15 protein-coding genes are annotated in these 13,893 nt (G+C 36.1%); 10 read left to right on the plus strand and 5 right to left on the minus strand.

All coding sequences use genetic code 11. The features are described 5' to 3' along the window. Positions 1–88 precede the first annotated feature (88 nt). From QZ576_RS22010 to QZ576_RS22030, 5 genes are all read right to left on the minus strand, one after another. Positions 89–1,978, minus strand: a complete 1,890-nt coding sequence (locus tag QZ576_RS22010) for a DUF4139 domain-containing protein (protein WP_297101632.1) — start codon at positions 1,976–1,978, stop codon at positions 89–91. 300 nt (positions 1,979–2,278) lie between these two features. Continuing rightward, positions 2,279–3,865, minus strand: a complete 1,587-nt coding sequence (locus QZ576_RS22015; protein ID WP_297101633.1) for an arylsulfatase — start codon at positions 3,863–3,865, stop codon at positions 2,279–2,281. A 219-nt stretch (positions 3,866–4,084) separates the two neighbouring features. Further along, positions 4,085–4,780 carry a hypothetical protein gene (locus tag QZ576_RS22020; RefSeq protein ID WP_297101636.1) on the minus strand — a complete coding sequence of 232 codons (696 nt, stop codon included), beginning with the start codon at positions 4,778–4,780 and terminating at the stop codon, positions 4,085–4,087. A gap of 127 nt (positions 4,781–4,907) precedes the next feature. Next, positions 4,908–6,068, minus strand: a complete 1,161-nt coding sequence (locus QZ576_RS22025; RefSeq protein WP_297101637.1) for a tyrosine-type recombinase/integrase — start codon at positions 6,066–6,068, stop codon at positions 4,908–4,910. Between the two features lie 1,099 nt (positions 6,069–7,167). Beyond that, on the minus strand, positions 7,168–7,572 hold the full coding sequence (locus QZ576_RS22030) for a hypothetical protein (RefSeq protein WP_297101638.1): 405 nt from the start codon (positions 7,570–7,572) through the stop codon (positions 7,168–7,170). 56 nt (positions 7,573–7,628) lie between these two features. Between QZ576_RS22030 and QZ576_RS22035 the strand changes: the two genes are divergently transcribed. The 10 genes from QZ576_RS22035 to QZ576_RS22080 all read left to right on the plus strand — a co-directional run. Further along, entirely contained in the window at positions 7,629–7,907 is a 279-nt protein-coding gene (locus QZ576_RS22035; protein ID WP_297101640.1) for a hypothetical protein, read from the plus strand. 511 nt (positions 7,908–8,418) lie between these two features. Continuing rightward, entirely contained in the window at positions 8,419–9,450 is a 1,032-nt protein-coding gene (locus QZ576_RS22040) for a hypothetical protein (RefSeq protein ID WP_297101641.1), read from the plus strand. Between the two features lie 32 nt (positions 9,451–9,482). Continuing rightward, positions 9,483–10,391, plus strand: coding sequence for a toprim domain-containing protein (locus QZ576_RS22045; protein ID WP_297101643.1), 909 nt, complete (start codon positions 9,483–9,485; stop codon positions 10,389–10,391). Between the two features lie 67 nt (positions 10,392–10,458). Continuing rightward, on the plus strand, positions 10,459–10,665 hold the full coding sequence (locus tag QZ576_RS22050) for a hypothetical protein (protein WP_297101645.1): 207 nt from the start codon (positions 10,459–10,461) through the stop codon (positions 10,663–10,665). Beyond that, positions 10,637–11,122, plus strand: coding sequence for a nucleotidyltransferase (locus tag QZ576_RS22055; RefSeq protein ID WP_297101647.1), 486 nt, complete (start codon positions 10,637–10,639; stop codon positions 11,120–11,122). Before QZ576_RS22050 ends, QZ576_RS22055 begins: the two co-directional genes overlap by 29 nt. 355 nt (positions 11,123–11,477) lie before the next feature. Beyond that, positions 11,478–11,885, plus strand: coding sequence for a plasmid mobilization relaxosome protein MobC (gene mobC / locus QZ576_RS22060; RefSeq protein WP_297101649.1), 408 nt, complete (start codon positions 11,478–11,480; stop codon positions 11,883–11,885). A 23-nt stretch (positions 11,886–11,908) separates the two neighbouring features. Beyond that, positions 11,909–12,556 (plus strand): hypothetical protein, encoded by a 648-nt coding sequence (locus QZ576_RS22065; protein ID WP_297101651.1) that lies wholly within the window; start codon positions 11,909–11,911, stop codon positions 12,554–12,556. A gap of 8 nt (positions 12,557–12,564) precedes the next feature. Next, positions 12,565–12,831, plus strand: a complete 267-nt coding sequence (locus QZ576_RS22070) for a hypothetical protein (RefSeq protein ID WP_297101652.1) — start codon at positions 12,565–12,567, stop codon at positions 12,829–12,831. 17 nt (positions 12,832–12,848) lie between these two features. Beyond that, on the plus strand, positions 12,849–13,442 hold the full coding sequence (locus tag QZ576_RS22075) for a hypothetical protein (RefSeq protein ID WP_297101654.1): 594 nt from the start codon (positions 12,849–12,851) through the stop codon (positions 13,440–13,442). Positions 13,443–13,532: 90 nt separating this feature from the next. After that, positions 13,533–13,893, plus strand: a 361-nt coding sequence (locus QZ576_RS22080; protein WP_297101657.1) for a relaxase/mobilization nuclease domain-containing protein, incomplete at its 3' end; no start/stop codon positions are given.

Below are 13,893 nucleotides of genomic sequence, written 5' to 3' on the forward strand. Positions count from 1 at the left end.
GTCCCCGTTTCAATGCCGGTTTGCGTCAACACCCGGTTCAGATTAGGCATTGCATGCCATCTGAACCTTAATTGTTATGCATAGTTTTTTATTCTATTGTCAAATCCCTCGATTTTGGATATTTAACTGAATATTTTAAATCAAATTCTTTTTTCTCCATAGGCTTTAACGTAAACTCCCATTTAACTTCTCCACTTTCTTTGTTTAGCTTACCGCCTGAAACATTTTGAATATTTACTTCAATTTCTTCGAGTTTTGATACAGGAGCTTGGTCAAGTACAACCATATTAATCTCTTGACTTTTATTGTTTTTAATAGTTGTTTTCCATGATTTTGATTCTTCTTTCTTTGACCCAATAAATTGTCTGGTTTCAAAATCTTTTTCTTTTTCTCGGTTAACAATGACATTTTTGTCTTTACCCAACGAAAGTTGCAAAGTGTCTGATGCGAACCGAACATCTAAAAGTGATTTTCCAACAAATGTTCCTTCGAAAAAGATATTGGCTTCACCCTCCAATAAATTATATTTTTCCCAGTCAGTTATATTTGCAATTAAGTAAGCTTCTTTTTCAATTTTAGGTATTGAATAATATTGGAAAAATGCAGGTACTTGATACACTACCATGTCAACCGAATAGTTTTTATTGTCTGAATTGATTGAATACGGAGTTGAAATTTCAAAGTTTATATATGTTTGATTTTCCGTTTTTTCAAACGGAATTGCAATACTTTCAGAAATTCTACTTTTTAAAGTAGAATTACCTCTTATCATGAGTCCTGCTGTTTTCCCTTGGAGAGCGTCATCTCTTTCTTCATCCTTTTGAACACCATAGCCAATCACTACAACTTCGTCCAATCCCGCTACATCTTCAACCATTTTTACATTAATTACTGAGCTTGTAATTGGCATTGTTTGACTTTCGCAACCTACAAACGAAAAGTTTAGATAATCCGCATTATTCGGAAGAGTAATTGAATAATTTCCGTTCATATCTGTTACTGCTCCAATAGTAGTTTTTGGCACCATTACCGTTACACCAATTAATGGTTGGTTTTCTTCATCCACAACCTGACCACTAACTGAGTTTATCGATTTATTGTAAACCGGCGGCAAACTATAATAGTCGAGATAATAAGTTTGAAGTTCTGGAGCAACTCCCGATGAATTCGGATTTGAAGAAGAAAAACTAAGTTTTACATTTTTCCAATCAACTTTTGTGTCTTGCCGTAAATTTGCTTTATAAATAATTTCTACCGGGTCATTTATTGTTTTGGCACGAATATCATATGTTGGATACCAACCTGCATTGTCAACAATGTATGATAATTCGAAAGACGGGTTTGTTTTAATTTTACTTTGAACTTTTACTAAGATTTCTCCCGAAGCAAATTCTTTCTTGCTTGTTAATGTATTTAATTGGTTTTGAAGTTCGTTTTTTTGTTTTCTTAAATTCTTTAAAGTTTTATTTCTTTCTATTTCTTTGAGTTTTAATGCAGTCAGTTTAGAACTGTAAAATTCAGATGCTTCTTTGAGTGTCGAAATATTTAATTCATTGTTTTTCCCGCTGATAATCCGATTGTCATTTAAAAAAGTCAGTTCATCTTTTAAAATCGAGAGGTAGGTTTCTTCTAATTTTATTTGACCGTTTAGGTCTTCAAGTTTTTCTTCAATTTTTTTTACTTCTTCAGATTTTTCTAGTTTATCAATAAAGTTTTGCTGATGATTTACTGCCAAAACAGTCACATCTCCACTTGCTTTAACCTGAACACTTTTTGCGTCAATAAAAGGGGACAGGTTTATAAATTTTAAAATTGTAATTCCAGAGTTAAGTTCAACCGTTTTTTGTCTTGTAACTTGTGCTTTGTCAATGAAAACAGTTACTTCATTAACTTCTGTTTTGATTTCTTTTTCTACAATTTCTTGTGCAAGTAAATTGCTGAAAATTAGACTTAGTAGTAAAATATTTATAGCTTTCATAATGTTGATTTTCTAATAAGATGCAAGACTTTAGTTAATTCCATAAATGTCTTCATTAAAATTATGCATAACGGTTACCTGTATGTGGCGTAGCCGATTGCGGGCTACTTTCCTGTCAAACCGAGATGAAGCAGATGCGGGAAATGAGCTTACAATTACCCATAAAAACCGGCTATGACATATACAGATTGTTAGGCGCTGAACTTTTTCTTCCCTGTCAAAACAAGACTGCCAGATAGTTTAGAAAACACAAAACTATCTGACAGTCATTTTAAATTATTTCAATTTGTTGTTTTAAAATTAATGGGTAGGGGTCTGCAATGCTTTTAGAACATTTGAAAGTGAATAATTTGCCGGTGCTCCACGTGGTGGAAATTTTTCAAACGAAGCTGCCATTTTACCGGCATAAACGCTTACAGGAACCAACATAAATTGTTTATCCTGAATCCACATGGCGTAGGTGGTACTTTCTTTCTGAGCTCTTTCAAATGGGTCACGACGCAAATTTTCTATTCTTGGTACTCGTAATTCAACAAACGGGTCTCTCCATAAATCCCATGTTCCGGGTTGTGCCCGTTGCTCGGCAAACGTAAATTTCCAATCGTTGTAACGAAGTGCCAGCAACGACATATCGTCGCCAAAGTACATAAAATCCTGTCGCGGACTTTTTTCGGTTTTTCCACTTAAATAAGGTATCAAGTTATAACCGTCTAAATGTACTTTGTAATCCACACCACCAATGGTCTTTCCTTCCATAAGTTCTTCCACAATATTCCCGTCACCACTGGCCGCCGCATACAATGTTGGAAACCAATCGTGATGTGCTACAATTCCATTTAATTCAGTTCCCGGCTTAATCACACCCGGCCAGCGCATTACGCAAGGCACACGGAATGCGCCTTCCCAATTTGTTCCTTTCTCGGAGCGATAAGGTGCCATTCCTCCATCAGGCCAGTTCATGGTCATAGGGCCATTGTCGCTTGTCCACACGATTATTGTATTATCTGCAATTCCCAATTCGTCTACTAAATCAAGAATTTGTCCAACGTAATAGTCGAGTTCTTTCATACCGTCGGCATACAAATCCTGTCCTGTTTTTCCTTCCCATTTATCGGCCAAAATAGTAGGAAAGTGCATACGGCTTGTATTGTACCAACAGAAAAATGGTTTATTGTCTTTTACATTTCTTCGGATAAAGTCTAATGTTTTGTCGGTAAACTCTTCATCGAGTAACTTGATTCTTTCTTCTGTCAATGGACCAGTGTCTTTAACCGTTTGTTTTCCAACTTTCCCAAAACGTGGGTCTGATGATGTATCATCTTTTGTTGAAGCATAACTCTCGATAACACCACGAGGGCCATATTTTTCTACAAACTCTTTATCGTTAATTGGGTAGTCTTTATCGAACATCTCAGTAAACGTATTCAAATGGTATAAATGGCCATAAAATTCGTCGAATCCATGAACTGTTGGTAAAAATTCGTTACGGTCTCCAAGATGGTTTTTACCGAATTGACCAGTTGCGTAGCCAAGCGGTTTTAGCATTTCTGCCAAGGTAACATCTTTGCTGTTTAATCCCTGGGGTGAACCTACCAACCCAACTTTCGGAAGTCCAACCCGAACAGCATATTGTCCTGTAATAAAAGCGGCACGTCCTGCGGTGCAGGATTGTTCTCCATAATAGTCGGTAAAAGTAACTCCCTCTTCCCCAATTCGGTCGATATTAGGTGTACGGTAGCCCATAACACCTTTGCTGTACAAGCTAACATTAGTTTCACCAACATCATCTGAGAACATAACGATAATGTTCGGTTTTTTTGATTGCGACTGTGCCAGACAAGTATAAGTTGCCAGTAGCAAAAATGGAACTAAGAAATTTAATTTCATAAGACTAATTTTTTTAGTGAATAATTTTAAATAAGGCAATTTACGATTTTTCTGGATGATTTTAGTTTTGCGCCTAACGGTCACTTGTAAGTTGTCGTTGCGGATTTCGAAGAGCGTTCCTGTCCGAAGGACACGGAACTGCGAAACGAGAATCCAGCGAACGACACACCACAAACCCCGCAATGCAATTTACAATTTGTTAGCAAACGTTTTTTATCTTTATTTTGGGAATGCCCATCCTTTCTTTAATCCTTCTATTCCAACTGAGTCAATTATGTTTTTAGAAATTGAGTATTCCTTTGCAAGTTCAATTTCATATTGACTTTTTAATTTTTTCATTAAATCTGAATTTTTATTAATATCATCCATTGTAATTCCAGCTTTGTTAAGTGGATATTTTTTATCAGCTTCAAGTTGAGCTTTATCTTCCAGACGAATTATTTTGTCCCATACTTCTAGTCGCTGATTTTGGGTTAATCCCCATTTTTCTTCTTCCACTTCATTCAATGAATTTAGTTGAGTTTCACTGATACTAATTTTAGGAATGGTTTCATCATAACTCTTAGAAATCATTCCAACCCATTGTCCCATGCCGGATTCTGCTTTTTCTTTTGTGGTAAATGCGTAAATAAAAATATTAGTTGGATTTTTATGATATTGAAATCCTGTCCTTTTTTTGGTTTTATCATACAAATAATTCAAGAGGTCTCTAATTTTTTGTTCATTCAAATTCTCAGTGTTTACTAATACTTCTAATGTAATTTGAGTTTTTATTGGAGCGTCGTAAACATCTTCGTTATGAATTGTGTGTTCAACGATAGTTACGGGAGTTTCCACAGTTTTTTTTGAAGAATTTCCAGTACAATTAATCAAGATAATTGATAGAAATAAAAATGCGAAATTTAAATTTTTCATAGTTATAAAATTTAAGGTCATTAGTATTAATTTCTTTCGGTTTAAAATGTTTGCTAACTTACTTATCTGTTCATATTTTTCAACTCTACCCACCGTATATTGCTGGATATGTTCATGTTTTATGATTTTACAGTTCAAAGTCACTAAGCGGGTTTTTTATGTTTTTTAAACTTTTCATGCTTACGTGGGTGTATATTTCCGTTGTACGCGACGATTTGTGCCCCAAAAGCTCCTGTATATAACGTAAATCGGTGCCTGACTCCAGTAAATGGGTTGCAATGCTGTGCCGCAAACAATGCAAAGTAAAATTATGATTATTCTTCACATTGGTCATGTATTTATCAAAAATATTTTGCAAACTGGTTGTCGAGTAAGGATATCCCTTTAAATTCCCCTCTATTAACCACGTTTGAGGCTCGGTAATACGAATGTAATTCTGCATCATCCGGGCCAATTTTTGGGGCAATGGCAATACCCGATCCTTTTTCCCCTTTCCATTAAATATGGTAACCGATGCGCGCTGAAAATCAATGGCTGAAAGCCTTAAATTTAGCAACTCGCTTCTTCTTAGTCCTAACCCATAAATGGTTGCTAAGGCCAGTTTGTGTTTTGGGTTAGCTATGCGCGTAAGCATTTCCTGTACCAACTCCAACGGAATTACTTTTGGCAGTGGTCTGCTTCGGCGGGGGCGTTCAAGCGCATCAACGTTTAACGATTTGGTGGTTAAAAACTCGAAAAATTGTTTTAGGGCGCTTACCGTTTGGTTTTGAAATGTATTGCTTAAACCGTTTTTAATTATAAAATCCGAATTAAACCGTGTAACATCTTCTTTTGTAATTTCTTCCGGTGTACGGCTGGCATAATACCCAAAAAATATTTCTAACTGGTGAACGTAAGTTTTTATTGTGTTTGTTGCGTATCGGCGTTGTTCCATCCATTTCTTAAAATGCCCTAATTGTTCTTTTACACTCGTCGATAACCGAACCTTAACGGCATTAAGATTATAGCTGCGTTTTGTCTGGGCTGGTTCTTGTTGTGGAGGCTTATTCTTGTTTGGCTTTAAAGCCGAATAATCGAGCCATATTTTTCCTCTGAGTTGTTGAAAGAGGTGGTTTAAATCAAAATTTTCCCTTGCAATATACCAGCATCCATGAGTTCTGCTCCAACGCACTGGTAGTGTATTTTTTACCAGCTCACTAATTTCCCGGTTAAACGCAAACCGTACAAAAACAACCTGCTGTTGGCGGTGTTCTCCGTATTCGAGCTTTATTTGCGGGCGCGTATTCAAAAGGTGGTAGTTTTAGTGCATTAAATGTAACGATTATTTTGCAATGTTAATGGCTTTAGTTTGTTATTTATTGATTGTTGCGTCTTGTAAATTGTCTTTTCTTGAATTTTGCAACTTACTGAATGAATGCTCCTTGCATGTGAGATTGAAGGATAGAAGTTTCGAATAGTATAATAAAGACAATCTGATATTCAATTTTGATGGATTGGCGCTATGTGGTTGGTAAATTTCATTAGTTTTTTGTTAAAAATTAACTATACCGTTTACAATATCATACTTTTATGCCAAACTTCTACTAACAAATTACTGAAGTCTTACATACAACTTTTCCCCTTAGAAGATCTGGATAGATGAACGGAATTACAGCAGAATCGTTAAGTAACCAACCAAGTATACTGTGCCTGGAACGATAAAAACATCTTCCATTGTCAGCGTCAATTTAAGTGGATAATTTTACCGTCTCAATCCGCCTTATACGTTATTTTCAGAACACTATCTTACCCAATAAATATGCAGACTGCGATTCAAACAATTCGTATTTACCAAATGACTGCGCAACTTAAATCTTCGCGCTGGATCAAACTCACAGAGCAGGTTGAAAATCTCAAAAGACAGTTTATTTAATGTCGTGACCTAAGCGAAACGAAAGAAACAAACAGGCTTAAAAAAGATCAATTTGGAATTTGTGGCTGTCCGGTATTTCGATATGGCTGTCCGGTATTTCGATAAACGGCATTTTCGGTGTCCACTATTTCGATAAAGACGATTTTCTTTGTCCGGCATTCCGATAACCCATTATTTGGGTGTCCGCTATTTCGATGGATTTCTATTTGGGTGTTCGCTATTTCGATGAAATAGTCTTTCGGTGTCCGCTATTTCGATAGATTAAGGTTCGGTGTCCACTATTTCGATGCCACACAAGAACTATATCGCTAATAATGAAAGCCTTATCTTTTTTGGGTGTCTGCTATTCCGATGATATATATATAATATATCTTCATATTAGGGAAAAGCCAAGTTTTCGAGTAAAATTTCAGTTTATTTATAGACAATAACAACTAAAAGAAAAAGATTACACTTCAATTTTCGTCCAATGATCTTATTTTTTTCCCAATCCACGCCTATCTTCATTCTTTTGGGGGTGGATTTCAAATTTTAACGATTCTATTTCTTTTTTTAGCTGTTCAATTTCTTGCTGCTGAAGTTTGATGAGCTTATCATTGCTTTCCAGCAGTTTGTCCATCAAACTTTTTTCGGTACCACTGAATTGCTCTTTGGGCCGTTCAGGCTCCTTGAGCATTTCACCCTTACCCGTGAGAAGCCATTCGGTGTTATAGTGGGGATAATTTTCAACTATCTCTATGAGCCATTTTGCTTGAATATCCGTATTTTTCTTTACAGCCCTGCTCAAAACGCCCTTGCTTGCACCTATTTTTTGTTCTAAATAAGTTAAGCTTATCTTCTCGTTTTCAACTAGTTCTTGTAATCGCTTTAAAAGACTCATAATAGAAAGATGATAATTATCTTCTTTGACTCTTGCATAGAAGATAATTTTCTTCTATGTTTGTATTGTTCATTTATGATTCTTCAAATATGCATAATTTAAGTGATAATACTTTCAAAAAGGCTTCCCAAGATGAATTAATATTTATCTGCCACAATATGCCACGAGGCATGGTTTCAATGATTCAGGCACGAACCGGTGCCACTCGCTCCGAAGTTTTATATCAATTGAGAAGTGGTGCAAAAGTTCAAAAAACCGATATCATACGAGCAGCAAGAGAAATCCTTTTCGTTGTTACCGGCTTAAGTTACGAAAAAGAGAAGCAACGCCAATGACCCCTGAGTTGGACATAGAACTATTGACCCGTAATATCGCCAACCTGGTTAAGGATGAAGTACGAAAGCAAACTTCTCCAAAAACCAAACGGGAAGAACCTGAGGCGAGGACAAAACTGAGAAGGGTAATAAGGACTATGATGAACGCAAAATTTGAAACGCTATGTGAAAAATATGCGGATGAACTAAAGTTTATCCAGGACCGGGATCCGGAATGGGTGCCGGACAATAACTTCTTCGATCTTTGAAATGATATAGTTCTGTGCGCGTCCCCGATTAATGGTACAACAAGGGGGAGAAAAACATGGCGCGAAATTACCGGGTTGCAGACGCCGGGAGGCTGTAATAAGCTGAATTGACAAACACCAATAGTGGTTAAGGTCAACCAATTATCAAATGATATTCTGCCGTGACCATTTATCCAGTGGTAGCGGATTCATTATATATGGCATCTGGGTAAGCCCCCATTCCGGTCGTGCGGAGGATGCTCCCAATTTTAATAGTCATACTTATGAATGACATTTTCACTCAATATGGTAGGCTTGATCGGGCCATTGCAGATAACCTTTCTGATATACGGAGCAGTTTTGATGATGATGCGACCTTGGTACTTGATTTTATCATCTTTATTTCCCGGCAAATAAAAACGGATCTATTTGGCTATACCCGTTTCACATTAAAAGATTTCTGTAAAGTTACCGGAAGAAGAAGACAAGAGCTAGCAATGAGGCATTCACGTTTCTCAAATAAAAATGCTCCGGTTATTGAAGGGTTCTCGTTTGAAACGGTTTTTGATTATGTCCTGTTACGCATGATGAGTCATAATCTTATTTTCAGTAGTGTGTATAAAGATACGAATGGAGATAGCATCGTGCATTTGGAATCGATTAGACTCCTGAGTGATGTAAAGATTACTATCGCCAAATCCAAGTCACATGCAAAAATTTATGACGTAAAAATAAGTCACGAACTATTAAATGGCTTCATTCGTCGCTATTATTCGATTGACATTGATGCTTACCGGCTTGCAGGATTGACAAAAGGAAAAGAACGACGTCAGGCCTTAGTTGTATATCTGTCTATTTTAAGACATACGCTAAGGTCTAAAGGCTTGTGCGAAACAACTGTTTCAGTTGATGCAATGGCCAATCGTGCCGGAATTTATGGCAAAACAACTTTCCATAAAAAGGAGGCTTTGCAAAACAGTCTTAATCATTTGAGAGATAAAGCAAAATTTCCATTCTTCTATTCATTCGTAGAATCCGGGAATACAAAATACAATGTCAAATTACATTTCCAGGAAGATAATTCAGGAAAACACCTTAGTAAGGAGCATGTGTTCTTTTTTGCACTTATAACTGAATTGAAAGCATTCTTTGAGTACACAAGGAAAAGCCACGATATTGATTCTTTTCAAAACTGGTTAAACTCCGAAGCAAACAAAGAATTGAAAGTCGCGGAACTAAAAAAAACGTACCTAAAGGTATTTGCTCAAGACATCTCCGACGACCAGGCATTCAATATTCTAAAAAACGGATTCTAGTTTATCCTCAGGGAATTCAAAATAAACTTGCTATGAATACTACCCAAATAAAGGACTCAATTCTGATATCAAATTATCTAAGAAGTGAAGGATTTAAGCCTGTACGACAATCCGGGAATGAGTTATTCTATCGCTCCCCAATAAGAGAGGATAACGACCCCTCGTTTACCGTGAATGATTCAAGAGGTGTTTGGTTCGATCATGGTTCCGGCAAGGGCGGGAGTATAATCGACCTGGTAATGGAAATGAAAAGATCCAATCTTAGGGAGGCCATTCAGCACCTGAACGTATATTCCCAAAAGACACCATTCCCAATTAATCAGGTAGAAAATAATTCGATCAGAAAAACACCTCAAAAGAAACACGAGATAGCAAGTGTAAAGCCCTTGGGAAACAACTTTGCCCTTACCTCCTATTTGCAAGCGCGTGGAGTTTTTACTGAAGCTGTAAAAAGCGGAATCGTATCCGAGGTCTATTACGACTATATTGACGACTCAGGAGCCAGTAAACGCTATTTCGGCGTTGGATGGAGCAATGATGTCGGAGGCTACGATGTTCGCTCAAAATACGGTAAAATTTGTATTGGTCAAAAAGACCTTCTCACTATTGGCAATGGTGAGCGAATGAATGCCTTTGAAGGCGCAATGGATTTTCTTTCTGCATTAAAGGAGAAAGAAGTCTCGTTGAAAGACACTAATATTATTTTAAACTCGACCTCGTTGACAAAAAAAGCAATAGACGCTGTTTATTTTAATTCGAAAAAATATTCAGATATTAACCTCTATTTCGATAACGATAAAAGCGGCAATAAAGCGACTATAGACTTCCAAATTGCTTATCCTTTATCGAAAGACAAGCGATATTTGTTTTCCGGTTTTTCTGATTACAATGAGAAAATCATATCAGAATTACCCACTCAAAAAAAAAGCCTGACTAGGTAACATGTTACAATGTTTCAATGTTATTTTGTTACTTTGTTATGTTGCTACGTTGTTATATTTATTCGAAATGAGAATTTTATACCGAACAAAAGAGGAAGCCAATGAGGAGCAGAAAAATAATTTTCTGGCCTTATCACCAGCAGAACGTTTCTATTCTTTCCTGTCGCTGAGCGAAAAAATCATGCAGTTCCCGGGAAAGAAAGTGAATAAGATCGATGAGAATTTTATTATCAATATAGGTGAACATGGAAAACATCTGGAAAGAAAACATTGATACTTTTCTAAAATTAGCAAACAAGCATAAAGTACGGATGTTGCTGGTAGGCGGAGGAGCAGTTAATTTTTATGGTTTTCAAAGACATTCGGCAGATGTAGATTTTTGGATTGATACCCAAAAGGACAACCTTAACAGGCTACTGGAAGTTTTTAATGAAATGGGATATCAAATAACCGATTTCCCCGAAAGCGTAAAAGAGCAAAAACAGAACATTTCCGTAAAATTTTCCCCTGCCGACCTGGATTTGGAACTCATTACAAAGTTTTCTGTAAATAAAAGTTTTGACCAGGCTTACAAAGACAGTACTGTCGTAACAATCGAAGGTTCCAAATTAATGAAATGGAATGTGCTCTCAGTGGATGATTTGATTACAAGCAAGATCAAATCCGGCCGCACCAAAGATCTACTTGACATTGAAGAGCTAAAAAAAATAATGGAGAATCCTCAAAAATGAGGAAGAACACTTTAACCGAATCAAAGACCACAAAGTTACTTTGTTGTATTGTTACCCCTCTATCATACTATTTTGTTACCAGGTTATAATGTTACAATGTTATATTGCTACTCTTTTTGATATAGTTACTGTCATCACTTATTACCCTGTTACATCGATACCATCATAACAGCGCCCCAATATTCTTTTCTTTTTAGTTGCACGCCCAATTTCTCCCCGATGCACTGGAGGCTTCATGCACCGGCTTACGTTTTTTAAGGTGCAAGTAGTGTTTTTAGTCCCCTAAAAACCTTCTTGCCCAAATAAAATTTGGGACTAAAATGATTTCGCAACTCAATCATCTAAACAGCCAATAATGAATTATATTAAAAATATGGGCGGTCGCCCAAAAATCCCGAATTCAGAAAAACGTTCTAATCGAATAAGGGTTTGGTGTACGGATAATCAAAAAAATAAAATCAAAAAGATTGCTGATAGTTACGGATTATCTATCTCGGATTACATTCTAAAAAAGAGTTTTGATGAAAATGTCTCTTTCAACCATGTTGAGTTTTTAAAAGAAATACACCATCTGGGAACAGAACTTTCCAGGCAAGGCAACAACATCAACCAGTTGGCGAAATACACGAACACATTAACCATCGAAAAAAAACTAACTCCTGAAGTTGCAACCAGACTTGAAGAAGTTCTTTTGGAACATATAAAAAAACAAGAGGAAGTGAGGGTTGCATTTAGAACACTAATTCGGGAAATGGCCAAATAGCAGAAACCAATAAAACACTGACAATGAAAAGACCAAACCTGCAATACAATTACTATTTCCCTTTTTATACCCAGGATATACAGGGTAAAAAATCAAATCTAAATTTTAAAGACACCTACATGCATCTATCAGATAAAAAGGCAATTTGTTTATCAATAAGATGTATGAAAAAGAATATCGAGAAGATTCACTTAAGATTTATTGACTCTCCTTCTGCTCTTTATAAATACAAGAATGAGTACAACAAAATAACCTATACTGATTTTGCAGAAACGGTAAATGTGTTTTACTCTGCGTTTAGTAAGGCTATTAAAAAATTAGCAGACGAACCGGCTTACCGAAAGGACCTTATATTTTCAACTCTGCTCAAATTTAATCCCCAACTGGAAGTTGAAATTGACTGGAAGGAAATAACGGTCAATTTCAGGGAAACTGATTATAAGATTGAACACGGAAAAATTGTCCGGTTAAAAGAAAGTCCCTTTGCTCATTCAACCGATGAAGTTTCGAAAAAGTGGGAAGCAATAGGAAAAGCTTTTGATGAAAATACGAACTATCGGATTGTTGGAAATGATGTATTTGAAGAGCGGTTAAATAATTGTTGGGAAAGTTTTCGGCAATTCTTCGAAGCTCCTAAATTCATCAGAAAACATGAGTATGTCCCTAAATAAATTCAGCTATGCTATCAGACTATCTAATCCTTCAAAAGGAGGTAATAAAATCGGCAGCAAAAGGCAATACTTATGCAAAAGCTGCTGTAAAAGAACATTTACGCAGGTGGATGGAAGCACACGGTAAAGACCATGCCCGAATCGAAGCTCAACATATCATTATTCATTCCATTTCATTTCTGAAAAGAGAAGAGATCGTTAGGTACGAAAAAGAGCTTTTAGATTTTATTGAGGTTTATATAATAACCGGCACTACCCAAAATGGAGAAACTTGAATTTATACAACGAACTTATGAATAATACAAATATGTACCCTTTTGTATATAAATACCGACGGAACTTATCAAGAACAATCTCCATTTATATTATGGTTATTCTTTTTGCATTTATAATTACCATTTTTTCAAAAAATCTACTTCCTGTAAATGATGGTACAAAAATGATCATCTCTATTGCCTTCATTGCAATTGGAATTATTGCAATAATAGGGGCAGTTAGAGTTTGTTATATTTTTACAAATGATGAAATAAAAGATATAAATTATGATTTTTCAGATACAGGTTCTATTAAATGTAATCCGGCAATACTAAGAATTATTGCTAGCAATGTTTCTGAAAATAGAGAAACTATTGTTTGGCGATGTTATTTGTACTTGAATATTGAGGTTAATAAAGATTCCTTTGAAAGACACCTTAATGATTTGATATTTACTTTTTGCGAAAAAGTTAATGAGTTACAAGGAGAAGAAATACAGGTATGGCAATTCGAATGTAACTCTGTATTATTTTTTACACTTTTCTCTGAGTTAAAAAATAACTATGATGACTATTTCTCCAATCCTGAACCTAAAACTCTCGTTCATGACCTTGCGGATATTTATCATTAATGAAAAACAACATTATTGAGAAATCATTTCATACAACACATTCCAATCTTCACATTCTTTCTCCCAAACCTTTCAGTATAAGAATTTAATATGCGAGTTAAAATATTGTCTAAAACCGGTTCGTTTGGCGGTGTGCGCTACAATACAAACAAAATGGATCGGCAGACCGGTAAGCTAATGAGCATCCAGAATTTTGGAATACTACAGGAGGCTGCCCACAACCTGAAACCGGAAGAAGTCAAGAACTACTTGAAAAGCTGGTCGGCATCAAACACCAGGGTAAAAGATCCACAACTGCATGTTATGATTTCATGCAAGGGAAGGGAAAATACAAAAGAAGAACTTACCAAAATTGCCGAAAACTGGCTGGAAAGAATGGGGTATGGCCAGAATCCTTTTATAATTGTAGCTCATTCAGATACCAACAACAACCATGTGCATATCGTTTCAT

It is taken from the genome of uncultured Draconibacterium sp. (assembly GCF_913060805.1).
GTDB lineage: Bacteria > Bacteroidota > Bacteroidia > Bacteroidales > Prolixibacteraceae > Draconibacterium.

Bases quoted from the DNA above. Each gene is read 5' to 3' on its own strand.
- QZ576_RS22075 (WP_297101654.1), top strand. From the start codon at position 12,849: ATGAATAATACAAATATGTACCCTTTTGTATATAAATACCGACGGAAC.
- mobC (WP_297101649.1), top strand. From the start codon at position 11,478: ATGAATTATATTAAAAATATGGGCGGTCGCCCAAAAATCCCGAATTCA.
- QZ576_RS22065 (WP_297101651.1), top strand. From the start codon at position 11,909: ATGAAAAGACCAAACCTGCAATACAATTACTATTTCCCTTTTTATACC.
- QZ576_RS22010 (WP_297101632.1), bottom strand. From the start codon at position 1,978: ATGAAAGCTATAAATATTTTACTACTAAGTCTAATTTTCAGCAATTTA.
- QZ576_RS22035 (WP_297101640.1), top strand. From the start codon at position 7,629: ATGTTTGTATTGTTCATTTATGATTCTTCAAATATGCATAATTTAAGT.
- QZ576_RS22040 (WP_297101641.1), top strand. From the start codon at position 8,419: ATGAATGACATTTTCACTCAATATGGTAGGCTTGATCGGGCCATTGCA.
- QZ576_RS22020 (WP_297101636.1), bottom strand. From the start codon at position 4,780: ATGAAAAATTTAAATTTCGCATTTTTATTTCTATCAATTATCTTGATT.
- QZ576_RS22015 (WP_297101633.1), bottom strand. From the start codon at position 3,865: ATGAAATTAAATTTCTTAGTTCCATTTTTGCTACTGGCAACTTATACT.
- QZ576_RS22050 (WP_297101645.1), top strand. From the start codon at position 10,459: ATGAGAATTTTATACCGAACAAAAGAGGAAGCCAATGAGGAGCAGAAA.
- QZ576_RS22055 (WP_297101647.1), top strand. From the start codon at position 10,637: ATGGAAAACATCTGGAAAGAAAACATTGATACTTTTCTAAAATTAGCA.
- QZ576_RS22030 (WP_297101638.1), bottom strand. From the start codon at position 7,572: ATGAGTCTTTTAAAGCGATTACAAGAACTAGTTGAAAACGAGAAGATA.
- QZ576_RS22045 (WP_297101643.1), top strand. From the start codon at position 9,483: ATGAATACTACCCAAATAAAGGACTCAATTCTGATATCAAATTATCTA.
- QZ576_RS22070 (WP_297101652.1), top strand. From the start codon at position 12,565: ATGCTATCAGACTATCTAATCCTTCAAAAGGAGGTAATAAAATCGGCA.